This window comes from Lentzea sp. NPDC003310 (genome assembly GCF_040610935.1).
Taxonomy (GTDB): domain Bacteria; phylum Actinomycetota; class Actinomycetes; order Mycobacteriales; family Pseudonocardiaceae; genus Lentzea.
This window is the reverse complement of the sequence record NZ_JBEXNC010000010.1, coordinates 83,254-104,965: the sequence shown is the minus strand read 5'-3', so window position 1 is coordinate 104,965 and position 21,712 is coordinate 83,254. Positions and strand designations below refer to the sequence as shown.

Below are 21,712 nucleotides of genomic sequence, written 5' to 3'. Positions count from 1 at the left end.
ATCCGCCCGGCTCTAGACTTCTCAGTTGTGGTGGAGGACGCAGTGACCAAGACGCCCCGCGGTGTACGCGTCCGCCGTGCGGTCTGCAGAGCGTTGTTCGTCGTCGGTGGCGTGATCACGCTCGTGTGCGTGCTTTTGCCCATCGCGTGCTGGCGTGACGACGTGGCCATCGAACGGTCGATGGGGCAGGCGGTCGCGCAGGTCGACTCCGTCGCCTTCAACCGGACGGTTGTGCGCTACGCCACACCGGACGGGCGCGTGATCATCCCGTCTCAAGGCGTGCTCTACCCGGCCGGGCTCAACGTCGGGGACAACGTGAGGGTCGAGTACGACCAGACGAACCCCGAACTCGTGCGCGTCGCCGGCCGGACCGCGGTCCTCAGCCTGTTGCCCGTCGGAACGTTCCTCGTGTCCGTCTGGATCGTCATCGCCGCGGTTGTGACAGTTCTACGCAGATTCGGCACTCGGGTGTAACATCGAGGGCATGGCGGATGACCTGGAGCTGCGCTTCGAGCGCACGGTGCAGGCCGAGGCGCGCATCGAGCCGCGCGACTGGATGCCCGACGGCTACCGCAAGACCCTGATCAGGCAGATCGCCCAGCACGCGCACTCCGAGATCATCGGGATGCAGCCGGAGGGCAACTGGATCAGCCGCGCGCCGTCGCTGCGGCGCAAGGCGATCCTGCTCGCCAAGGTGCAGGACGAGGCCGGGCACGGGCTGTACCTGTACTCGGCGACGGAGACGCTCGGCGCGGACCGCGAGGACCTCACGACCAAGCTCATCGAGGGCCGCCAGAAGTACTCGTCGATCTTCAACTACCCGACGCTCACGTTCGCGGACGTCGGCGTGATCGGGTGGCTGGTCGACGGTGCCGCGATCTGCAACCAGGTGCCGTTGTGCCGCACGTCCTATGGGCCGTATGCGCGCGCGATGATCCGCATCTGCAAAGAGGAGTCGTTCCACCAGCGTCAGGGCTACGAGCTGCTCATGACGATGATGCGCGGCACGCAGCAGCAGCGCGACATGGTGCAGGACTCGGTCAACCGCTGGTGGTGGCCGGCGCTGATGATGTTCGGCCCGCCGGACGCGGAGTCCACGAACACCGAACAGTCGATGGCGTGGCGGATCAAGCGCGACACCAACGACGAGCTGCGGCAGAAGTTCGTGAACATGAGCGTGCCGCAGGCCGAGGCGCTCGGCGTGACGTTCCCGGACCCCGAGCTCAAGTGGAACGAAGAGCGCGGGCAGTACGACTTCGGCTCGCCCGACTGGGACGAGTTCTGGCAGGTCGTCAAGGGTGGCGGCGTCTGCAACGAGCAGCGCATCGCCCACCGCCGCAAGGCGCACGAGGACGGCGCATGGGTCCGTGAGGCCGCCGCCGCACACGCTGCCAAGCACGCACGTAAGGAAGGTGCCGCGTGAGCACGTCGTGGCCGTTGTGGGAAGTGTTCGTGCGTGGCAAGCGAGGGCTGAACCACGTGCACGTGGGGTCCCTGCACGCGCCTGACGCCGAGATGGCCTTGCGCAACGCACGGGACGTGTACACGCGTCGCAACGAAGGCGTGTCCATCTGGGTCGTGCCCGCCACGGAGATCACGGCGTCCTCTCCGGACGAGAAGGACCCGTTCTTCGCGCCGTCCGGCGACAAGGTCTACCGGCACCCGACGTTCTACGCGATCCCCGAGGACGTGCCGCACCTATGAGCTTCGATAACGCGTACGAGTCGTTGCTCGGCCACGAGGACGCGCACTGGGCGTTCGGCACGGGCTTCTCGGAAGCCCTGTCCGGCGTCGACCGCGAGTTCCCCGCCGGCGTCGACAAAGAAGCCCTCGCCGCCTACTGCCTGATGCTCGGCGACGACGCGTTGATCTTCTCTCAGCGGCTCTCGGAGTGGTGCTCGCGCGCTCCCGAGCTGGAGGAGGACATCGCGCTCGCCAACATCGCGCTGGACCTGCTCGGCCAGGCCCGGATGCTCCTCACCCGCGCCGGCGAGGTGCTCGGCCGCGACGAGGACGCGCTGGCCTACCTGCGCGACGAGCGCGAGTTCCGCAACGTGCACCTGGCCGAGATCGACTGCGGTCCCGGCCCCGGTGGCGACTTCGCGGCGACCATCGCGCGCCTGCTGGTGTTCTCGTCGTGGCGGCTCGCGCTGTTCTCGCGGCTGCGCGGCTCGGCCGACCCGGTGCTGAAGGCGATCGCCGAGAAGGGCCTCAAGGAGCTGGCCTACCACCGCGACCACGCTGCTCAGTGGACCATCCGGCTCGGCGACGGCACCGTCGAGTCGCACCGCCGCATGCAGGCGGGCCTGGAGCGCGTGTGGCCGTTCGTGGACGAGCTGTTCGCGACGCACGCGGTCGAGGTCGCCCTGCAGGGCGTCGCCGTCGACCCCGCCTCGCTGCGGTCCGAAGTGGACGGTGTGCTCGAAGCGGTGCTGTCCGCCGCCGGCCTCACGCGTCCGACGGACACCAAGGCCGCCCGGGTCGCGGGCATGGCCGGTCGCGATGGCGTGCACACGGAGGCGATGGGCTACCTGCTCGCCGAGATGCAGCATCTGCACCGTTCGTTGCCAGGAGCGGTGTGGTGACCACGGCACTGGAGGTCGCATCGGCCGTGCGGGACCCGGAGCTTCCGGTCCTCACGCTGGCCGACCTCGGCGTGCTGCGCGAAGTGTCCGAGACCGACGGACGCGTCGTCGTCACCATCACCCCGACCTACTCCGGCTGCCCCGCGATCGACGAGATGGGCGCCGACCTGCGCCGATCGCTCGTGAAAGCGGGCTACTCCGACGTCGAGGTGCGCCTGTCGCTGTCCCCGGCCTGGACCACGGACTGGATCAGCGACGAGGGCCGCTCGAAGCTCGCCGCCGCGGGCATCGCACCGCCGTCGCGCATCGGCCCGTCCGTCGCCGGCCCGGTCCCGCTGAACCTCGTCCCGCCGTCCCGGCAGGTCGCCTGCCCGCAGTGCGGCTCGCCCAACACGTCCGAGATTTCCCGGTTCGGCTCGACCGCGTGCAAGGCCCTGCGCCGCTGCCACGCCTGCGCCGAACCGTTCGAGCACGTCAAGGAGATCTGAGTGGCTCGCCGCGCTGCCTTCCACAAGCTGACGGTCGCCCGCGTCGACCGCCTCTGCGACGACGCCGTGGCCGTCACGTTCGACGTGCCCGGTGACCTCTCCGACGAGTTCGCCTTCACCGCGGGCCAGTACCTGACCGTGCGCCAGGGCGACGAACGCCGCTCGTACTCGATCTGCGCCCCCACCGGCGCCGCCCCGCGCATCGGCGTGCGCCGCGTGGACGGCGGCCAGTTCTCGACCTGGCTCGTGGACCGCGTGGCCCCCGGCGACGTGCTCGAGGTCCTGCCGCCGCTGGGCAAGTTCACCCCGACCGGCACCGCCGCCCACCACGGCCTGGTCGTAGCGGGCTCGGGCATCACCCCGGCCCTCTCGATCGCCGCCACGGTCCTCGCCACCGGCGCCCGAGTGACCCTGATGTACGGCAACCGCAGCACGAACACGGTGATGTTCGCCGACGAACTGGCCGACCTGAAGGACCGCTACCCGGCCACCTTCCAGCTGATCCACGTCCTGTCCCGCGAACCGCGCGACGTGGAACTGTTCACCGGCCGCCTCACCGCCGAGAAGCTCACGGCGCTGTTCGGCAGCGTCGTCCCGTTCGACGCCATCGACGAGTGGTGGCTGTGCGGCCCGTACGAGATGGTGCAGGACGCAACGGCCGTGCTGCGCGATCGCGGCGTGCCCACCGAACGAGTGCACCACGAGCTCTTCTACGTGGACGAGCCACCGCCCCCACCCCGCCGCAAGGAAGCCGTCGTCGACGCCGCCGCCTCGGTCACGGTCGTGCTGGACGGCAAGTCGACCACCCTGCCACTACCGGCCGACGAGCCGATCCTGGACGCCGCACAGCGCGTGCGCGCCGACCTGCCGTTCGCGTGCAAGGGCGGTGTGTGCGGCACGTGCCGTGCGCTCGTCACGGAGGGCACGGTGGAGATGCGCCGCAACTACGCGCTCGACGAGTCCGAGGTGGCGGCCGGGTTCGTGCTCACGTGCCAGGCGCTGCCGACGAGCGAGTGCGTGACGGTCGACTTCGACGCCTGATCGGAGTAGCTCGTTACTCCTTTGAGACCATATGGTCCATGTGGCATGGCTTCCTGGACGAGTCTCGACGAGGTGCGACCTACCTCGTCGTGGCGGTGGTCGTCCGACCGCGTGAGCTGGACGCGATTCGATCATCCCTGCGGCGGCTCGTGAAGCCGGGACAGCGTCGGGTTCACTTCAAGAAGGAGAGCGACTCACGGCGGCGGGAAATCGCCGCCAGGCTGCGCGAAATGGGCGTCCGGGCGGCGGTGTGGACCGTTCGGGACTCCGACGACATCCGTGCTCGCCAGCTATGCCTCTCGGCTGCGGCGACCTGGCTGCAGGAACTCGGTGTCACCCGGCTTGCGATCGAAAGCTGCGCCCACCAGGACGTGCGTGACAGGCAGACGCTGGCGGCGGTGCTGGAGAAGACGGACGAGCCGTTCACCTACGAACACCTGCGACCGGCGGAAGACCCGGTCCTGTGGGCCAGTGACGCACTCGCCTGGTGCTTCGGAGCCGGAGGCGACTGGCGGCAACGAGTTCAGCCGATGCTCGACTCGGTGATGAGGCTCGACCACTGCCCAGAAAACGCGAAACCCGGCAACCGACCGTCCGGACGGTGAACCGGGTCCACTTCCGGCTCCTACTGGAACCGACAAGAAAAAGATAGCACAGACATATGTTCGCCCAAGATCTCCAGACGGACCGCGAGTGCGTGACCGTCGACTTCGACGCCTGAGATCCAGCCCCCGCGATCTCAGACAAGCCCACGAACGGCCGATGAACGTGGCACGATCGATGCATGGTCGTCGTCCGTTCAGCTCTCTGGGGTGCCTTGATCGGCACCCTGCTCATGGGCGCCCTCACGACGGTCATCGACCTCACCACCCCGAGCGGTGCCCCGGAGTCCTCGCCCTTCATCACGTTCGTCGCGATCGGCTTCGTCTCGCTGCTGTTCGGCGGCATCCCCGGAGCCGTCCTCGGCACGATCGTCGGCGCCATCCGCAGCTCGGTCCAGAAGCCGCGCCCGCAGCCGATGCCCCTGCCGTACCCGCAGCAGCCCTTCGACATGTGGTCCGACCTGGTCGAACGGTGTGCGGCCTCGACGCGCCGGGTCGCCGCGGCAGTGCAGACCGTGCCGAACTCGGCGGCCAAGGAGTGGCTGCAGCGGATCAGCGGCCAGCTCGCGGCGGAGCTCGACGACGTGCGCGGCATCGCGCAGCTCGGCAGGGCGCTCGGTGCCGTCGACCAGCAGCACCCGGTCTACCAGCGGCTCCTCCAGGCCACGCACGACTTCCACGCGTTCGAGAACGAGGTCGCGCGGGTGGCGTTGCAGATGTTCGACCACCCCGAGCTGGACGAGGCGCGCACGCACCTCGAGTTCCTGGAGAAGCAGCTGCCTCAGCTGTCGACCTGAAGCGCCGACTGCCACCAGCTCAGCACCTCGTCGGCCGCCTCGGGCGCGGCCACGAGAAGGCCGTCCGCAGGTAGTTGGGCGCCCTCGCCGCGTCGGTCGAGCACGACCGCACCCGACTCCACGGCCAATGACACCGCACCGGCCACATCCCACTCGTGGTAGCCGTGCAGCACGGCAGCGGCCACGTGTCCCAGCGCCACTTGTGCGACGGCGAGGCATTTGGAGCCGAGAACGCGCACGCCCGTGCCCGCTATCGCGGCCGTGGAGATGAACTCACCCATGCCGGGCCACGGACCCGTGCGCGTCATCTCCGTGCACACCACCAACGAGTCCCCTTGGCGTTCGGTCAGGCGCACGGGCGTGCCGTTCGCACGCATGCCACGGCCGCGGGCGGCGGCGTAGATCTGCGAGCGGTACGGGTCGGCGACCACGCCGACGACCGGTCCCCAGCGGTCCACCAGCGCGAGGCTGTAGGCGCACCACGGCATGCCCGCGGTGTAGTTCGCGGTGCCGTCCACGGGGTCGACGACCCAGCGGAACTCCGAGTCACCGGTGACCGCGTCCGAGTTCTCGCAGAACACCGGGATCGAGGGGAACTCGGCGGTGAGCACGCGGCGGGTGTGCCGTTCCAGCGTGCGGTCGGTGTCGGTGACCCAGTCGAACGGCGACTCGTCGGAGTCGGGCCGCACACCGCGGCCGGCGGTGGCCATGATGACGTCGGAGGCGTCGTTGGCCAGGCGACCGGCCACTTCCAGCGCGATGGACACCAGGCCGGGATCGACCGGGTGCGCGGGACGGGAAGACAAGACGGTCATGCTGGCCTAGTTTCACCGCGCTGTGTGACCGGAAACCGAAGCGCAGGTGACGAATCGACGATCACCTGGCCACGACGTGAGGTGTTCCGTCCACGTCAAATCCCGCGTCACGCGGACTTCATGCGGGCACCTCAGGGTGTCCCTGTGCGCGTAGCGATCGTGACCGAGAGCTTCCTGCCCCAGGTGAACGGAGTCACCAACTCGGTGCTCCGGGTCCTGGAGCACCTGCGCCGCAACGGACATCAGGCGATGGTCGTTGCGCCGGGCGCGGGTGCCGACGAGCACCACGGCACGCCCGTCGTCAGAGTCCCCTCCGTCGACGTGCCCATGGTGACGAGTCTCCCCATCGGCGTGCCGGGCCCGAGAGTGCTGCACGCCCTCGCCGACTTCCAGCCCGACGTGGTGCACCTCGCGTCACCGTTCGTGCTCGGCGCCTACGGCCTCAGAGCGGCGCGCAAGCTCGACGTGCCGACCGTCGCCGTCTACCAGACCGACGTGGCGGGGTTCGCCGGCAGCTACGGCCTCGGCCTCACCAAACGGGCCGCGTGGCGCTGGACCAAGCGCCTGCACACGCTGGCGGACCGCACGCTCGCCCCGTCGAGCTCGGCGGTCGAGGCGCTCGAGGAGCACGGCGTCCCGCGCGTGCACCGGTGGGGCAGGGGCGTCGACATCGACCTCTTCCACCCGCGCCCGAAGCACAACGACCAGCTGACCGTCGGCTACGTCGGCAGGCTGGCCCCGGAAAAGCAGGTCCAGCGCCTCAAGGAGCTCCACGACCTGCCGGGCGTCAAGCTCCGCATCGTCGGCGACGGCCCGGACCGCGAGCAGCTCGAGAAGGACATGCCGGACGCCGAGTTCTTGGGCTTCCGCACCGGCCAGGAGCTCGCCGAGGCCTACGCGTCCCTGGACGTCTTCATCCACACCGGCCCGCACGAGACGTTCTGCCAGGCGGTCCAGGAGGCGCTCGCCACCGGTCTCCCGGTCCTCGCCCCGAACGCGGGCGGCCCCCGCGACCTGGTCCGCCACGGTCGCACCGGCTACCTGTTCGAGGAGGACATCGCGCAGTACGTCGACCTGCTGCGCGACCCGTTGCGGCGCAGGCGCTTCGGCCTCGCCGCCCGCAAGTCCGTCCTGGGCCGCACCTGGCCCGCGATCTGCGACGAGCTGATGGGCCACTACGCCGCGGTGACCGGACTGACGCACCGGGCCGCCGCTTGAGGATCGTCCAGCTGGCCAACTTCTACGGCCCCAAGTCGGGCGGCCTCCGCACGGCCCTGCACCACCTCGGCACCGGCTACGTGCAGCTGGGCCACGAGGTGGTGCTGGTCGTGCCGGGCGCACGAGCAGCCGACGAACACCTGCCGGGCGGCGTCCGCCGGATCACGCTCCCGGCCCTCGAGATCCCGTACACGGGCGGCTACCGCGTCGTCGACCCGTGGCGCGTCAAATCGCTCATGGCCGACCTCCGCCCGGACCGCCTGGAGGTCTCCGACCGCCTCACGTTGCGCGGCATGGGTTCCTGGGCGACCGAACGGGACATCCCGAACGTGGTCATCTCCCACGAACGCCTCGACCGCCTGCTGCGGTTCGTGCTCCCGGAAACCCCGTCCGAACGCGCCGCTGACTGGGCGAACCGCCGCATGGCCGCCTCCTACGACACCGTCGTCTGCACGACCGCGTTCGCCCGCGAGGAGTTCGACCGCATCGGCGCCCGCAACGTCACCCAGGTCCCGCTCGGCGTCGACCTGGCCACCTTCACCCCGAGCCGCCACTCCGCGGACCTCCGCCAGGACCTCCTGCAGGGCAAGGAGAACCTGCTGATCCACTGTGGACGCCTGTCCCCGGAGAAGCACGTGGAACGCTCCGTCGACACCCTCGCCGAACTCCACGACCAGGGCCACTCCGCCAGACTCGTGATCGCGGGCGACGGCCCAAGGCGAGCCGCCCTGGAAAAGCGCGCGGCGGGCCTGCCCGTCACCTTCCTGGGCTTCGTGAAGTCCCGCCTCGACGTGGCCTCCCTGCTCGCCTCGGCAGACCTCTCCCTCGCACCAGGCCCGCACGAGACGTTCGGCCTCGCCGCCCTGGAAGCCCTGGCCAGCGGCACCCCGGTGGTCGTCAGCCAGAGCAGCGCTCTGCGCGAGATCGTCCAGCCGTCCTGCGGCGCGGCCGTCCAGGACCACGCCGAGGCCTTCGCCACAGCCGCCCGCCACCTCCTCGAAACCGGCTCCCGCGAGGCCGCGAGGGCGAGAGCGGAGCAGTACCCGTGGCACCAGGCCGTCACCGGCATGCTCACCGCCCTGAAGGTGCCCTGAAGAAGATCTCAGCGGACCTGACTTAGTCTCTAGGCATGTCGCGAGCCGGCCTGGACAAGAACCCACGCGAAGTAGCCGAGATGTTCGACGGCGTGGCCAAGGGCTACGACCGCACGAACTCGGTCATGACGCTGGGCTTCGACCGCCGCTGGCGGGAGTGGAGCCGCCGCGTCCTCGACGCACGCCCCGGCGAGAAGGTCCTCGACCTGGCCGCGGGCACCGCAGTCTCCACCGTCGAGTACGCCGCCTCAGGCGCCTGGTGCGTGGCGGCGGACTTCTCCGTGGGCATGCTCGCCTCAGGCGAACACCGCCGAGTCCCGAAGGTGGCCGCGGACGCGCTCCGCCTCCCCTTCAAGGACGACTCGTTCGACGCGGTGACGGTCTCCTTCGGCATCCGCAACTTCAACGACACGGTCGCGGCTCTCCGCGAAATGGCGCGCGTGACCAAGCCGGGTGGCCGCATGGTCATCTGCGAGGTCTCGACCCCGGTCTGGAAGCCGTTCCGCTTCGTCTACATGCGCTACCTGCTCAAACTCCTCCCGCTGATCGCGAAGTTCGTCTCGAGCAACCCGGTCGCCTACTCCTACCTGGCGGAATCCATGGCCTCCTGGCCGGACCAGCGCTCCCTGGGCGAGCTCATCTCGCAGGCGGGCTGGGAGGACGTGGCCTGGTTCAACCTGACCGGCGGCATGGTCGCGCTGCACCGAGCCACGAAGCCAAAGCCGAAGGCAGACGACCTCGCCGAGGCATAGGCACGGCCATCGGCCGCCTGAAACAGGCGCCTGCCCTCGCACGCAGCCTGGCGCGGCGATGCGAGCCCGACGAACCTCGACGCGCTAGGTAGCGGTAATCCCCGAGCGCAACCCACTACATCGTCCCGGCCCGCGTGAGCACTCTCGCAAGGTGACGGGAACCAACCCAACGCGACCAACCCCCGACAAACAGGCGCCCGCCCACGCAAGCCGACCCACGCGAACAGAACCCTCAGCAACGTCCGGTTAGAGTCGCAAGGGAGTCACGGCACACGTTAGGGAGTCTGGATGAGCAGGCGCGGGATCAACGAGGACGCCGACGTCATCGTCGTAGGCGCGGGACCGGCGGGCTCGACCGCGGCCACCTACCTCGCCAGGGCAGGCCTCGACGTCCTCCTCCTCGAGAAGAGCACCTTCCCCAGGGAGAAGGTCTGCGGCGACGGCCTCACCCCCCGAGGCGTCAAGCAACTCATCGACCTCGGCATCGACACCCGCGAGTCCAACGGCTGGCTGCACAACAAGGGCCTGCGGGTGGTCGGCGGCGGCGTCACGATGGAACTGGACTGGCCGGACCTGGCCACGTTCCCGAACTACGGCGTGGTCCGCCCCCGCATGGACTTCGACGAGATGCTCGCGAACGCCGCGAAGGCAGCCGGCGCCCGCATGCACGAGCACACCACCGTCACCAAGGCCATCATCGAGAACGGCCGCGTGGTCGGCGTCGAGGCCAAGCAGGGTCCGGAGAAGAACCCGGTCACCTACCGGGCCCCGATCGTCGTCGGCTGCGACGGCGTCTCCGCACGTCTCGCCCTGAGCGTCGGCCTCCAGAAGGACGACGCCAAGCCCATGGGCGTGGCGGTCCGCCGCTACTACAACAGCCCGCGCACCAAGGACGACTACCTCGAGTCCCACCTGGAGCTCTGGGCCCCGGACGGCCAGCTGCTGCCCGGCTACGGCTGGATCTTCGGCATGGGCGACGGCAGCGTGAACGTCGGCCTGGGCATCCTCAGCACGTCCAAGGCCTACGGCACCACGGACTACCGCCAGCTCCTGCGCTCTTGGCTGGACGCCACCCCGGAGGAGTGGGGCTTCCGCGAGGAGAACGCGACCAGCCGCATCGGTGGCGCCGCGCTCCCGATGGGCCTCAACCGCAAGCCGCACTACCGGGCGGGCCTGGTGCTCGTCGGCGACGCGGGCGGCATGGTCAACCCGTTCAACGGCGAGGGCATCGGCTACGCCATGGAGTCGGCCAAGATCGCCAGCGAAAGCATCGTCCAGGCCCTCGCGAGGACCGGCGTCAACCGTGAACGAGCGCTCCACGGCTACCCGGTGAGGATCGAGGAGGCGCTCGGCAGTTACTACCGTTTGGGCAACGTCTTCTCGAAGCTCATCGGTAACCCGGCGATCATGCGGACCGCAACGAAGTACGGAATGCCGCGGAAACGCCTGATGAAACTCGTGCTCAAGCTGCTTGCGGGCCTCTACGACCCCAAGGACGGCGACTCAATGGACAAGCTGATCGTGGCCGCGACGAAGCTCGCTCCGACCGCGTAAATTACTCCGAATAGGTGACGGCACCGGCTCAATACGAGCCGGTGCCGTTTCGCATATGACGGGCAGGTTAAAGCCCCAGGTCAGACCCTGTGATCTAGGTCATTTACGGGCGTTCTACACTGGCGAGCGACCTTGTGAATCACTTCACAACAGTGTGAACAAGCTTGTGAACTGTTTCACAAGCGTTTGTTAGGTTCGCCTAACAAACGAGTCGCAGAACAACACCCTTAGGGTGCGGTCGACCGCGAGGAAAGGACGACGGAGCGTGCTTGACCCTTACCTCCCCCTCGTATTGATGTTCGCGCTTGCCGGGGCGTTCGCACTGTTCTCGGTGACCGCAGCGCCGTACATCGGACCCCGCCGCTACAACAAGGCGAAGCTCGACGCGTACGAGTGCGGCATCGAGCCGAGCCCGCAGCCGGTGGTGGGTGGCGGGCGCATGCCCGTCGCGTACTACCTGACGGCGATGCTGTTCATCTTGTTCGACATCGAAATGGTCTTCCTCTACCCGTTCGCCGTAGCGGCCGACAAGCTCGGCCTGTTCGGGCTGGTGGAGATCGTCCTGTTCGTCGCCACGGTCGGCTTCGCGTACGTCTACGTGTGGCGTCGCGGCGGCCTCGACTGGAACTGAGGAAGTCATGGGTCTCGAGGAGAAGCTCCCGAACGGCATCCTGCTGGTCAGCGTCGAGAAGCTGGTCAACTGGACCCGCAAGTCCTCGCTCTGGCCTGCCACCTTCGGCCTGGCCTGCTGCGCCATCGAGATGATGACGACGGGTGGTCCGCGCTACGACCTCGCCCGCTTCGGCATGGAGGTCTTCCGGGCCTCACCGCGCCAGGCGGACCTGATGATCGTGGCCGGCCGCGTCACCAACAAGATGGCGCCGGTCCTGCGGCAGATCTACGACCAGATGCCCGAGCCGCGCTGGGTGCTGGCCATGGGCGTGTGCGCCAGCACCGGCGGCATGTTCAACAACTACGCGGTGGTGCAGGGCGTGGACCACGTCGTGCCCGTCGACATGTACCTGCCGGGCTGCCCGCCGCGGCCGGAGATGCTGATGGACGCGATCCTCAAGATCCACGCCAAGATCATGGACGAGCCGCTCAACGCCGTGCGCGCCAAGGCACTCGCCGACTCGGGCTACCGCACCGATCTCATCCCGTCCTCCGAGCGTTTTGCGAGGAAGAAGTGACCGAGCCAGGGGGAGAGCACTCCAGCGTCAACCGCGCTGGAGAGGACCTCGAGAAGACCAACCCCATCGAGGCGCGCGAGAAGGCGCCGATCTTCGCCGGCAAGGAGCGCAAGGGCCTCTTCGGCGTCACCGGCTCCGGTGACACGTCCGGATTCGGTGGCCTGCGCCTGCCCGCCCACGTGGCTGCTCCCTCCGAGCGCCCGTACGGCGGCTGGTTCGACGAGGTCGCGGACGAGCTCTTCGCCGCGATCGGTGAGAAGGGCCTGCCCGCGGACACGGTCCAGCAGGTCACCGTCGACCGCGGAGAGATCACCTTCTACCTCAAGCCGGAGACGCTGCTGGAGGTCGCGCGGATCTTCCGCGACACCCCGTCGCTGCGCTTCGAGCTCTGCAGCTCCGTGTCGGGCGTGGACTACGGCGCCGACGTGCCGCAGCGCCTGCACTCGGTCACGCACCTCACGTCGATGACGTACCGCCGCCGCGTGCGGCTGGAAGTCGCCGTCGACGTCGAGCACCCGCACGTGCCGAGCCTCGTCGAGGTCTACCCGACGGCGGACTGGCAGGAGCGCGAGACCTGGGACATGTTCGGGATCATCTACGACGGTCACCCCGGACTGACCCGCATCCTCATGCCGGACGACTGGGACGGCCACCCGCAGCGCAAGGACTACCCGCTGGGCGGCATTCCGGTCGAGTACAAGGGCGCGGAGATTCCTCCGCCGGACCAGAGGCGGTCGTACTCATGACCGAGCGGCTTTCCGACGTCACCACCGGGACGAACACCAGCGCCACCGGCAGCGACAGCACGGACGACGTGAACACCCGCACCAGCGTCGACACGGAGGTCGCCGAGTCCCGGCGCACCACCGAGGGCACCGTCTACACGGTCACCGGCGGCGACTGGGACGAGGTGCTCGCGGACGCGGTCCACGACGAGCGCATCGTCATGAACCTCGGCCCGCAGCACCCGTCGACGCACGGCGTGCTCCGCCTGGTCCTCGAGCTCGAGGGCGAGACGGTCACGCACGCGCGCAGCGTCATCGGCTACCTGCACACGGGCATCGAGAAGAACGTCGAGTACCGGAACTGGGTCCAGGGCGTCACGTTCGTGACGCGCACGGACTACCTGGCGCCGCTGCACCACGAAGCCGCGTACTGCATGAGCGTCGAGAAGCTGCTCGGCATCACGGTGCCGGACAAGGCGCAGGCGATCCGCGTGCTCCTCATGGAGCTCAACCGCATCAGCTCGCACCTCGTGGCCCTCGCCACCGGCGGCATGGAGCTCGGTGCCCTCACCGGCATGACCTCCGGCTTCCGCGAGCGCGAAGAGGCGCTGCACCTGCTGGAGCACCTCACCGGCCTGCGCATGAACCACGCGTTCATCCGCCCCGGCGGCATCGCGCAGGACCTGCCGACGGACGCCGTCGAGAAGATCAACGCGTTCGTCAAGGTCATGGAGAAGCGCCTCCCGGACTACGACAAGCTGCTCACCGGTCAGCCGATCTGGCGCAACCGCCTCGCGGGCGTGGGCTACCTGCCCGTCGACGCGTGCCTCGCGCTCGGCATCACCGGCCCGATCCTGCGCTCCGCGGGCCTCGCCTGGGACCTGCGCAAGGTCGAGCCGTACTGCGGCTACGAGAACTACCAGTTCGACGTGCCCACCTCGAACGCGGCGGACTGCTTCGCGCGGTACCTGCTGCGCCTCGAGGAGATGCACCAGTCGCTGCGGATCATCAAGCAGGTCGTGAAGAGCCTGCCGACCGGTCCGGTGATGGTCGAGGACGCGAAGATCGCGTGGCCGGCCCAGCTCACGATCGGCAGCGACGGCATGGGCAACTCGCTCGAGCACGTCCGCAAGATCATGGGCCAGTCCATGGAGTCCCTCATCCACCACTTCAAGCTGGTGACCGAGGGCTTCAAGGTTCCCGCGGGCCAGGTCTACGTGCCGGTCGAGTCGCCGCGCGGCGAGCTCGGCTACCACGTCGTCTCCGACGGCGGCACCCGGCCGATGCGCGTGCACCTGCGCGAACCGAGCTTCGTGAACCTCCAGTCGATGCCCGCGATGTGCGAGGGCGGCATGGTCGCCGACGTGATCGCCGCCGTCGCCTCGATCGACCCGGTGATGGGTGGTTGCGACCGATGACCCAGGCAGCAGAGAACACCACGTTCGACCAGTCCACTGTGGACAGGGCGCAGGCGATCATCGCCCGCTACCCGCAGTCCCGCAGCGCGCTGCTCCCGATGCTGCACCTCGTGCAGTCCGTCGAGGGGTACGTCTCGCAGGAGGGCATCCGGTTCTGCGCCGGGCAGCTCGACCTGACCGAGGCCGAGGTCAGCGCGGTCGCGACGTTCTACACGATGTACAAGCGCCGCCCGTGCGGCGAGCACCTCGTGAGCGTCTGCACCAACACGCTGTGCGCGGCGCTGGGCGGCGACGACATCTACTCGACGCTCAAGAAGCACCTCGGTGTGGGCCACGAGGAGACCGCGGGCGAGCCGGGCACGCCGGGCTCGATCACGCTGGAGCATGCCGAGTGCCTCGCCGCGTGCGACCTCGGCCCGGTGCTGCAGGTCAACTACGAGTTCTACGACAACCAGACGCCCGAGAAGGCGCTGGGACTCGTGAAGGCGTTGCAGGCGGGGGAGAAGCCCGACCCCACCCGCGGCGCCCCGCTCACCGACTTCAAGCAGGCCGAGCTCCAGCTGGCCGGGTTCTTCGAGGGTCGCGACGCCGACCTCGACGGCCCGTCGGCGGCGCCGGAGTCGTTGCGCGGCGCGAAGATCGCCCAGGAACGCGGCTGGGACGCTCCGGCGATGCCGGACAACCCCGAGTTCCCGGCCCTGCCGGAAAAGAAGTAGGGACGAACAATGGTTGACCCGCTGACTCCCGTTCTCACCAAGCGCTGGACCGAGCCCAGGTCCTGGACGATCGAGACCTACGAGCGCACCGGTGGCTACACCGCGCTGCCCAAGGCGCTCAAGGCCCACCCGGACCAGCTCATCCAGCAGTGCAAGGACTCCGGACTGCGCGGCCGCGGCGGCGCGGGGTTCCCCACCGGCATGAAGTGGGGCTTCATCCCGCAGGGCGACGGCAAGCCGCACTACCTCGTCATCAACGCCGACGAGGGCGAGCCGGGCACCTGCAAGGACATCCCCACGATGATGGCGGACCCGCACTCGCTGATCGAGGGCGTGATCATCACGTCGTACGCGATCCGCGCGAACTTCGCGGCGATCTACGTCCGCGGTGAGGTCCTGCACTGCATCCGCCGCCTCAACGCGGCGGTGCGCGAGGCGTACGCCAAGGGCTACCTGGGCAAGGACATCCTCGGCAGCGGGTTCGACCTGGACCTCGTGATCCACGCCGGCGCCGGCGCGTACATCTGCGGCGAGGAGACCGCGCTGCTCGACTCGCTGGAGGGCCGTCGCGGCCAGCCGCGGCTCAAGCCGCCGTTCCCCGCGACCTCGGGCCTCTACGCGTCGCCCACCGTGGTGAACAACGTCGAGACCATCGCGTCGGTTCCCTTCATCGTCAACGGTGGTGCGGACTGGTTCCGCGAGATGGGTCGCGACCGGTCGCCCGGTCCGAAGATCTACTCGCTGTCGGGCCACGTCACGCACCCCGGTCAGTACGAGGCGCCGATGGGCACGACCCTGCGGCAGCTGCTCGACATGGCCGGCGGCATGAAGGACGGCATCCCGCTGAAGTTCTGGACGCCGGGTGGCTCGTCCACCCCGCTGTTCACCGCCGAGCACCTCGACGTGCCGCTGGACTTCGAGGGTGCCGCCGAGGCCGGTTCGATGCTCGGCACGACGGCGCTGCAGATCTTCAACGAGACCGTGTCCGTGCCGTGGGCCGTCATGAAGTGGACGGAGTTCTACAAGCACGAGTCGTGCGGCAAGTGCACGCCGTGCCGCGAGGGCACGTACTGGCTGGTGCAGATCCTGCAGCGGATGGTGGCGGGCAACGGCACGGCGAGCGACATCGACACGTTGCTCGACGTCTGCGACAACATCCTCGGCCGTTCCTTCTGCGCGCTCGGTGACGGTGCCGTCAGCCCGATCACCAGTGGCATCAAGTACTTCAAGGACGAGTTCCTCGCCCTGTGCGACCAGAACTCCAAGGTCCTGGCTGGAGCGAACGCATGACCATCGCGCCCGACAAGTCCACGACCGACGACGTCGTCGTGCCCGAGGGCCACGTCAAGCTCGTCATCGACGGCGAGACCGTGGTGGCGCCCAAGGGTGAGCTGCTGATCCGCACGGCCGAGCGCCTCGGCACGGTCATCCCGCGCTTCTGCGACCACCCGCTGCTGGAGCCCGCGGGCGCCTGCCGCCAATGCCTCGTCGAGGTCGAGATGGGCGGCCGGCCGATGCCGAAGCCGCAGGCCTCCTGCACGATGACGGTCGCGGACGGCATGGTCGTGAAGACCCAGCTGACCTCGCCGGTCGCCGACAAGGCCCAGCAGGGTGTGATGGAGCTGCTGCTCATCAACCACCCGCTGGACTGCCCGATCTGCGACAAGGGCGGTGAGTGCCCGCTGCAGAACCAGGCGATCGCCCACGGCCGCAGCGACTCCCGCTTCCACGAGCACAAGCGGACGTTCCCGAAGCCGATCAACATCTCCACGCAGGTGCTGCTCGACCGCGAACGCTGCGTGCTCTGCCAGCGCTGCACCCGGTTCTCCGCGCAGATCGCCGGCGACCCGTTCATCGAGCTGCTCGAGCGCGGTGCGCAGCAGCAGATCGGTGTGGCGAAGGAGAAGCCGTTCCAGAGCTACTTCTCCGGCAACACCATCCAGATCTGCCCGGTCGGCGCACTGACGTCCGCCGCCTACCGGTTCCGCGCCCGGCCGTTCGACCTCGTGTCGACGCCGAGCGTCTGCGAGCACTGCTCCTCCGGCTGTGCCGAGCGCACCGACTGGCGGCGCGGCAAGGTGCAGCGCAAGCTCGCCGGTGACGACCCGCAGGTCAACGAGGAGTGGATCTGCGACAAGGGCCGGTTCGCCTTCCGCTACGCCACGACCGGTGACCGCATCAAGCGGCCCCTGGTGCGCGACGCGGAGTCCGGTGAGCTGCGAGAGTCGTCCTGGACCGAGGCGCTGCAGGTCGCGGCGGCCGGTCTCGCGGCGGCGCGCGACGCGAACGGCGTCGGTGTCCTCACCGGCGGCCGGCTGACCGTCGAGGACGCCTACGCGTACTCGAAGTTCGCCCGGATCGCGTTGCACACCAACGACATCGACTTCCGCGCCCGGCCGCACAGCGCCGAGGAGCTGGAGTTCCTGTCCGGCACCACGGTGTTCACCAACCCGGACAACGGCGTCACGTTCCAGGGCATCGAGAAGGCACCGGCCGCGCTGCTGGTCGCGTTCGAGCCCGAGGAGGAAGCGCCGATCGTCTTCCTGCGCCTGCGCAAGGCCGCCCGCAAGGGCACGAAGGTCTTCCACCTCGGCCAGTTCACGACCCCGGCCGTCGAGAAGACCTTCGGCACGCTGCTCGCCTGCGTGCCCGGTGCCGAGGCGAACGCCATCAACGCGCTGCCGGAGCACGCGGCCGACGTCGTCGAGCTGCTGTCCAAGCCCGGTGCGGTGATCCTCGTCGGCGAACGCGCCGCCGTGGTCCCTGGGGCGTTCACCGCGGTCGCCCGCCTGGCGGAGCGCACGGGTGCCCAGGTCGCGTGGATCCCGCGCCGCGCCGGTGAGCGCGGTGCGCTCGCGGTCGGTGCCGTCCCGAACCTGCTGCCCGGCGGCCGCCACGTCGCGAACGCCGCGGCGCGCACCGAGGTCGAGCGCACCTGGGGCGTCGAGGAGGGCTCGCTGCCCACGGCGCCCGGCCGCGACACCACCGGCATCCTCGAGGCCGCCGCGAGCGGTCAGCTGTCCGGCCTCGTGGTCGGCGGCGTGGACCCGTTCGACCTGCCGGACCCCGCGCTCGCGGAGAAGGCGTTGGCGGGGGCCGGTTTCATCGTGAGCCTGGAGCTGCGTCCGAGCGCGGTCACCGCGCACGCCGACGTCGTGCTCCCGATCGCCCCGGCGGTCGAGAAGGCCGGCAGCTACCTCAACTGGGAGGGCCGCCGCCGCGAGTTCGGCACCACGCTCGAGGGCACCGGCGCGCTGCCGGACTGCCGCGTGCTCGACACCCTCGCGGTGGAGATGGACGCGGACCTGTTCACGCAGACGCCCGCCGCCTCGGCCGCCGACCTGGCCCGTCTCGGTGAGGGCGCGTCCAGCGGTTCCTCGCTGAACGTCGCCGCGCCGCTGGTCTCCCCGGCCGGTCCCGGCCAGGCCGTGCTCGCCACGTGGCACCGCCTGATCGGCAACGGCTCGCTGCAGGTCGACGAGCCGCACCTCGCCGGCACGGCCCGTCCGGTCGTCGCCAAGGTCGCGGAGGCCACCGCGCGGCAGTTCGGTCTCGAGACCGGCGGCCACGTGACGGTCTCCACCGAGCGGGGCGCGATCACGCTCCCGGTCGAGACCGACGACCTGCCCGAGGGCGTCATCTGGCTGCCCACCAACTCGGGTGACGTGACCGTCCGGGCCACCCTCGGCGCGGGCCACGGCTCGATCGTCTCCGTCAGCGGAGGAAAGTCATGACGCAGCAGTTCGTCGCAGCGGAGATCGGCGAGACCGCCAAGCTCCTCGCGGACGACCCGATCTGGCTGATCCTGATCAAGGTCGTCGGGATCTTCGCGTTCCTCGTGGTCATGACCCTGTTCATGATCAACTGGGAGCGCAAGGTCGTCGCGCGCATGCAGCACCGCCCCGGCCCCAACCGGGTCGGCCCGAACGGCTGGCTCCAGTCGCTCGCGGACGGTCTGAAGCTCGCGTTCAAGGAGGACATCCGCCCGGTCCTCGCGGACAAGTGGGTGTTCTTCCTCGCCCCGGTGATCTCCTGCATCCCCGCGTTCCTCGCGTTCTCGGTGATCCCGCTGGGCGGCAAGGTCGAGATCTTCGGCGAGGAGACCGCGCTGCAGCTCGTCGACCTGCCGGTCGGCGTGCTCGTGGTGCTCGCCTGCTCCTCGATCGGCGTCTACGGCATCGTGCTGTCCGGCTGGGCCTCCGGCTCGCCGTACCCGCTGCTCGGCGCGCTGCGGTCGGCCGCCCAGGTCATCTCGTACGAGATCGCGATGGGCCTGTCGATCGTCGCGGTGATCATGTTCACCGGCTCGATGTCGACCGCTGACATCGTCGGCGCGCAGGCGGCAACGGTGCTCGGGTTCGCACCGGGGTGGTTCGGCCTGCTGCTCTTCCCCAGCTTCGCGATCTACGTCGTGGCGATGGTCGGCGAGACCAACCGCGCCCCGTTCGACCTCCCCGAGGCCGAGTCCGAGCTCGTCGGTGGTTTCCACACGGAGTACAGCTCGCTGAAGTTCGCGCTGTTCTTCCTCGCCGAGTACGTGAACATGGTGACGGTGTCGGCGCTCGCGACGACGCTCTTCCTCGGCGGCTACCGGCTCCCGTTCGGCCCCGAGTCCTGGAGCCAGGGCTGGCTGGGCCTGATCTGGTTCATCATCAAGACGCTGGCCTTCCTGTTCCTCTTCATCTGGCTGCGCGGCACCCTGCCCCGCATGCGCTACGACCAGTTCATGCGCCTGGGCTGGAAGGTGCTGGTCCCGACCAGCCTCGTCTGGATCATGGCCGTCGCGGTCATCCGCACCGGTGCGATCCAGCAGCTCTCCACGGCGCAGCGGCTCATCGCGCTCGGCGTGATCGTCGGCCTCGTGCTGCTGGTCTCGTTCCTGCTGCCGGACAAGAAGGTCCAGGACACCAAGGGCGTTCCGCTCGCGGGTTCGGGTTTCCCCGTCCCGCCGCTCGACCTCGCGGTCCCCAAGTCAGCGCCCAAGCGCAAGGTCAAGGTCGCCAACATCCCCGCGGACAAGGCAGCCGTCACCACCGGTAAGGAGGCTGAGTAGGGATGTTCGAGTCCCTGAAAGGCTTCGGCGTCACCTTCGGCACCATGTTCAAGAAGGTGGTGACGGAGGAGTACCCCGAGGTCAAGAAGGTGACCGCGCCGCGGTTCCACGGTCGTCACCAGCTGAACCGGCACCCGGACGGCCTGGAGAAGTGCGTCGGCTGCGAGCTGTGCGCCTGGGCCTGTCCCGCCGACGCGATCTTCGTCGAGGGTGGCGACAACACCGAGGAAGCCCGCTACTCACCGGGTGAGCGCTTCGGTGCCGACTACCAGATCAACTACCTGCGCTGCATCGGCTGCGGCCTGTGCATCGAGGCGTGCCCGACCCGTTCGCTCACGATGACGAACGAGTACGAGCTCGCCGACGACAACCGCCAGGACCTGATCTTCACGAAGGAGGACCTGCTCGCCCCGCTGCTGCCCGGCATGGAGCAGCCGCCGCACCCGATGCGGCTCGGCGAGAACGAGCAGGACTACTACGTGAACGGCCCGCAGCTCGCCAAGGAGGCTCAGCAGTGAGCCTCCTCGTGAGCCTTCTGGCCCAGCAGCCGGAACCCGTGCAGAAGGTGGTCGACACCGTCACCACGGGCGAGGCGATCTCGTTCTGGATCCTCGGCCCGCTCGCGCTGGCCGGTGCGCTCGGCATGCTGTTCGCGCGCAACGCGGTCCACTCCGCGCTCTGGCTCGTCGTGACGATGCTCAGCCTCGGTGTGCTGTACATGATCCAGCAGGCGCCGTTCCTCGGCTTCGTGCAGATCATCGTCTACACCGGCGCGATCATGATGCTGTTCCTGTTCGTGCTGATGATGGTCGGCCGCGACAGCTCGGACTCCGTCGTCGAAGTGATCCGCGGCCAGCGACTCGCGGCCGCGTTGCTCGGCATCGGGTTCGCCGTGCTGCTCGTCGGCTCGGTCGGCCGCGCGCTGACCTCCGTCGAGCCCGCTGGTCTCGCCGAGGCGAACGCCACCAACGGCGGCAACGTCGGCAACATCGGCACGAAGCTCTTCACGGAGTACCTGTTCGCGTTCGAGCTCACCTCGGCGCTGCTGATCACCGCCGCCCTCGGCGCGATGATCCTGGCCTTCGTCGGCCGCGACGGGAAGCCCGCCAAGAAGACGCAGAAGGAACTCGTCGAGGAGCGCTTCCAGGACGGCAAGCGGGTCGGCTCGCTGCCCGGCCCCGGTGTCTTCGCCACCGCCAACTCGGTGGCCACCCCCGCCCTGCTGCCCGACGGCACGGTCGCGGAGGAGTCGCTGTTCGAGGTCATCGAGGCGACCGACAAGTCCACGCTCTCGGACGACGTCGCCGAGGTGGCCGGCACCGCGCACGAGCCCGACGCGCACGCGCTCAAGGGAAGTGAGTCGTGACCCCCACCTACTACCTGCTGCTGTCGGCACTGCTGTTCAGCATCGGCGCCGTCGGCGTGCTGGTGCGCCGCAACGCCATCGTGGTCTTCATGTGCGTCGAGCTCATGCTCAACGCGGTCAACCTGAGCCTCGTGACGTTCGCGCGGATCAACGGCTCGCTCGACGGTCAGGTGATGGCGTTCTTCGTGATGGTCGTCGCCGCGGCGGAGGTCGTCGTCGGCCTCGCGATCATCATGTCCATCTTCCGGACGCGTCGCTCGGCCTCGGTCGACGACTCGAACCTGCTGAAGTACTGAGG

24 protein-coding genes are annotated in these 21,712 nt (G+C 69.0%); 23 read left to right on the top strand and 1 reads right to left on the bottom strand.

The window, feature by feature from the left end; translation table 11 throughout:
* The first annotated feature begins 42 nt into the window (after positions 1 to 42).
* The 8 genes from ABZX02_RS21615 (at position 43) to ABZX02_RS21580 (ending at position 5,513) form a co-directional block, all read left to right on the top strand.
* Positions 43 to 474: a DUF3592 domain-containing protein gene (locus ABZX02_RS21615; protein ID WP_355300356.1), complete on the top strand. Its 432-nt coding sequence runs from the start codon at positions 43 to 45 to the stop codon at positions 472 to 474.
* 10 nt (positions 475 to 484) lie between these two features.
* A complete protein-coding gene (gene paaA / locus ABZX02_RS21610) occupies positions 485 to 1,423 on the top strand; it encodes a 1,2-phenylacetyl-CoA epoxidase subunit PaaA (RefSeq protein ID WP_355300355.1) in 939 nt (312 codons plus the stop codon).
* Positions 1,420 to 1,704 (top strand): 1,2-phenylacetyl-CoA epoxidase subunit PaaB, encoded by a 285-nt coding sequence (gene paaB, locus ABZX02_RS21605; protein WP_089915556.1) that lies wholly within the window; start codon positions 1,420 to 1,422, stop codon positions 1,702 to 1,704. Before paaA ends, paaB begins: the two co-directional genes overlap by 4 nt.
* On the top strand, positions 1,701 to 2,585 hold the full coding sequence (paaC, locus tag ABZX02_RS21600) for a 1,2-phenylacetyl-CoA epoxidase subunit PaaC (RefSeq protein ID WP_355300354.1): 885 nt from the start codon (positions 1,701 to 1,703) through the stop codon (positions 2,583 to 2,585). The genes paaB and paaC overlap by 4 nt, the downstream gene beginning before the upstream one ends.
* Positions 2,582 to 3,073, top strand: a complete 492-nt coding sequence (gene paaD / locus ABZX02_RS21595; protein WP_355300353.1) for a 1,2-phenylacetyl-CoA epoxidase subunit PaaD — start codon at positions 2,582 to 2,584, stop codon at positions 3,071 to 3,073. The genes paaC and paaD overlap by 4 nt, the downstream gene beginning before the upstream one ends.
* Complete coding sequence (paaE, locus tag ABZX02_RS21590; RefSeq protein ID WP_355300352.1) at positions 3,074 to 4,114, top strand: 1,2-phenylacetyl-CoA epoxidase subunit PaaE; 1,041 nt, start codon at positions 3,074 to 3,076, stop codon at positions 4,112 to 4,114.
* Between the two features lie 89 nt (positions 4,115 to 4,203).
* Positions 4,204 to 4,719 (top strand): hypothetical protein, encoded by a 516-nt coding sequence (locus tag ABZX02_RS21585; protein WP_355300351.1) that lies wholly within the window; start codon positions 4,204 to 4,206, stop codon positions 4,717 to 4,719.
* Positions 4,720 to 4,898: 179 nt separating this feature from the next.
* Positions 4,899 to 5,513, top strand: a complete 615-nt coding sequence (locus tag ABZX02_RS21580) for a hypothetical protein (RefSeq protein WP_355300350.1) — start codon at positions 4,899 to 4,901, stop codon at positions 5,511 to 5,513.
* Here the strand turns inward: ABZX02_RS21580 and ABZX02_RS21575 are convergent.
* Positions 5,498 to 6,328 (bottom strand): inositol monophosphatase, encoded by an 831-nt coding sequence (locus ABZX02_RS21575; protein WP_355300349.1) that lies wholly within the window; start codon positions 6,326 to 6,328, stop codon positions 5,498 to 5,500. The genes ABZX02_RS21580 and ABZX02_RS21575 overlap by 16 nt on opposite strands.
* 144 nt (positions 6,329 to 6,472) lie before the next feature.
* Between ABZX02_RS21575 and ABZX02_RS21570 the strand changes: the two genes are divergently transcribed.
* From ABZX02_RS21570 to nuoK, 15 genes are all read left to right on the top strand, one after another.
* On the top strand, positions 6,473 to 7,546 hold the full coding sequence (locus ABZX02_RS21570) for a glycosyltransferase family 1 protein (RefSeq protein WP_355300348.1): 1,074 nt from the start codon (positions 6,473 to 6,475) through the stop codon (positions 7,544 to 7,546).
* Complete coding sequence (locus ABZX02_RS21565; RefSeq protein ID WP_355300347.1) at positions 7,543 to 8,640, top strand: glycosyltransferase family 1 protein; 1,098 nt, start codon at positions 7,543 to 7,545, stop codon at positions 8,638 to 8,640. The genes ABZX02_RS21570 and ABZX02_RS21565 overlap by 4 nt, the downstream gene beginning before the upstream one ends.
* Positions 8,641 to 8,675: 35 nt before the next feature.
* The gene (locus ABZX02_RS21560; RefSeq protein WP_355300346.1) at positions 8,676 to 9,392 is read left to right on the top strand and encodes a demethylmenaquinone methyltransferase; all 717 of its coding nucleotides are present in this window, start codon (positions 8,676 to 8,678) and stop codon (positions 9,390 to 9,392) included.
* Positions 9,393 to 9,680: 288 nt separating this feature from the next.
* Positions 9,681 to 10,946 (top strand): geranylgeranyl reductase family protein, encoded by a 1,266-nt coding sequence (locus tag ABZX02_RS21555; protein WP_355300345.1) that lies wholly within the window; start codon positions 9,681 to 9,683, stop codon positions 10,944 to 10,946.
* A gap of 265 nt (positions 10,947 to 11,211) precedes the next feature.
* Complete coding sequence (locus ABZX02_RS21550) at positions 11,212 to 11,577, top strand: NADH-quinone oxidoreductase subunit A (protein WP_030478224.1); 366 nt, start codon at positions 11,212 to 11,214, stop codon at positions 11,575 to 11,577.
* A gap of 7 nt (positions 11,578 to 11,584) precedes the next feature.
* On the top strand, positions 11,585 to 12,136 hold the full coding sequence (locus ABZX02_RS21545) for an NADH-quinone oxidoreductase subunit B (protein WP_086666372.1): 552 nt from the start codon (positions 11,585 to 11,587) through the stop codon (positions 12,134 to 12,136).
* Positions 12,133 to 12,882: an NADH-quinone oxidoreductase subunit C gene (locus ABZX02_RS21540; protein ID WP_355300344.1), complete on the top strand. Its 750-nt coding sequence runs from the start codon at positions 12,133 to 12,135 to the stop codon at positions 12,880 to 12,882. The genes ABZX02_RS21545 and ABZX02_RS21540 overlap by 4 nt, the downstream gene beginning before the upstream one ends.
* Positions 12,879 to 14,279 carry an NADH-quinone oxidoreductase subunit D gene (locus ABZX02_RS21535; protein ID WP_355300343.1) on the top strand — a complete coding sequence of 467 codons (1,401 nt, stop codon included), beginning with the start codon at positions 12,879 to 12,881 and terminating at the stop codon, positions 14,277 to 14,279. The genes ABZX02_RS21540 and ABZX02_RS21535 overlap by 4 nt, the downstream gene beginning before the upstream one ends.
* Positions 14,276 to 14,995, top strand: a complete 720-nt coding sequence (gene nuoE, locus ABZX02_RS21530; protein ID WP_355300342.1) for an NADH-quinone oxidoreductase subunit NuoE — start codon at positions 14,276 to 14,278, stop codon at positions 14,993 to 14,995. Before ABZX02_RS21535 ends, nuoE begins: the two co-directional genes overlap by 4 nt.
* Before the next feature lie 9 nt (positions 14,996 to 15,004).
* Positions 15,005 to 16,285 carry an NADH-quinone oxidoreductase subunit NuoF gene (nuoF, locus tag ABZX02_RS21525; protein WP_355300341.1) on the top strand — a complete coding sequence of 427 codons (1,281 nt, stop codon included), beginning with the start codon at positions 15,005 to 15,007 and terminating at the stop codon, positions 16,283 to 16,285.
* Positions 16,282 to 18,729 (top strand): NADH-quinone oxidoreductase subunit G, encoded by a 2,448-nt coding sequence (locus ABZX02_RS21520; RefSeq protein WP_355300340.1) that lies wholly within the window; start codon positions 16,282 to 16,284, stop codon positions 18,727 to 18,729. Before nuoF ends, ABZX02_RS21520 begins: the two co-directional genes overlap by 4 nt.
* Positions 18,730 to 18,752: 23 nt before the next feature.
* Complete coding sequence (gene nuoH / locus ABZX02_RS21515; protein ID WP_355300607.1) at positions 18,753 to 20,048, top strand: NADH-quinone oxidoreductase subunit NuoH; 1,296 nt, start codon at positions 18,753 to 18,755, stop codon at positions 20,046 to 20,048.
* Between the two features lie 2 nt (positions 20,049 to 20,050).
* Positions 20,051 to 20,566: an NADH-quinone oxidoreductase subunit NuoI gene (nuoI, locus tag ABZX02_RS21510; protein ID WP_086666379.1), complete on the top strand. Its 516-nt coding sequence runs from the start codon at positions 20,051 to 20,053 to the stop codon at positions 20,564 to 20,566.
* 17 nt (positions 20,567 to 20,583) lie between these two features.
* Positions 20,584 to 21,414, top strand: coding sequence for an NADH-quinone oxidoreductase subunit J (locus tag ABZX02_RS21505; protein ID WP_355300606.1), 831 nt, complete (start codon positions 20,584 to 20,586; stop codon positions 21,412 to 21,414).
* A complete protein-coding gene (gene nuoK, locus ABZX02_RS21500; protein ID WP_030473209.1) occupies positions 21,411 to 21,710 on the top strand; it encodes an NADH-quinone oxidoreductase subunit NuoK in 300 nt (99 codons plus the stop codon). The genes ABZX02_RS21505 and nuoK overlap by 4 nt, the downstream gene beginning before the upstream one ends.
* Positions 21,711 to 21,712: the final 2 nt, after the last annotated feature.

Coding starts and splice junctions, on each gene's coding strand:
- paaA (WP_355300355.1), top strand. CDS start 485: ATGGCGGATGACCTGGAGCTGCGCTTCGAGCGCACGGTGCAGGCCGAG.
- paaC (WP_355300354.1), top strand. CDS start 1,701: ATGAGCTTCGATAACGCGTACGAGTCGTTGCTCGGCCACGAGGACGCG.
- ABZX02_RS21580 (WP_355300350.1), top strand. CDS start 4,899: ATGGTCGTCGTCCGTTCAGCTCTCTGGGGTGCCTTGATCGGCACCCTG.
- ABZX02_RS21575 (WP_355300349.1), bottom strand. CDS start 6,328: ATGACCGTCTTGTCTTCCCGTCCCGCGCACCCGGTCGATCCCGGCCTG.
- ABZX02_RS21560 (WP_355300346.1), top strand. CDS start 8,676: ATGTCGCGAGCCGGCCTGGACAAGAACCCACGCGAAGTAGCCGAGATG.
- ABZX02_RS21555 (WP_355300345.1), top strand. CDS start 9,681: ATGAGCAGGCGCGGGATCAACGAGGACGCCGACGTCATCGTCGTAGGC.
- ABZX02_RS21545 (WP_086666372.1), top strand. CDS start 11,585: ATGGGTCTCGAGGAGAAGCTCCCGAACGGCATCCTGCTGGTCAGCGTC.
- ABZX02_RS21535 (WP_355300343.1), top strand. CDS start 12,879: ATGACCGAGCGGCTTTCCGACGTCACCACCGGGACGAACACCAGCGCC.
- nuoE (WP_355300342.1), top strand. CDS start 14,276: ATGACCCAGGCAGCAGAGAACACCACGTTCGACCAGTCCACTGTGGAC.
- nuoF (WP_355300341.1), top strand. CDS start 15,005: ATGGTTGACCCGCTGACTCCCGTTCTCACCAAGCGCTGGACCGAGCCC.
- ABZX02_RS21520 (WP_355300340.1), top strand. CDS start 16,282: ATGACCATCGCGCCCGACAAGTCCACGACCGACGACGTCGTCGTGCCC.
- nuoI (WP_086666379.1), top strand. CDS start 20,051: ATGTTCGAGTCCCTGAAAGGCTTCGGCGTCACCTTCGGCACCATGTTC.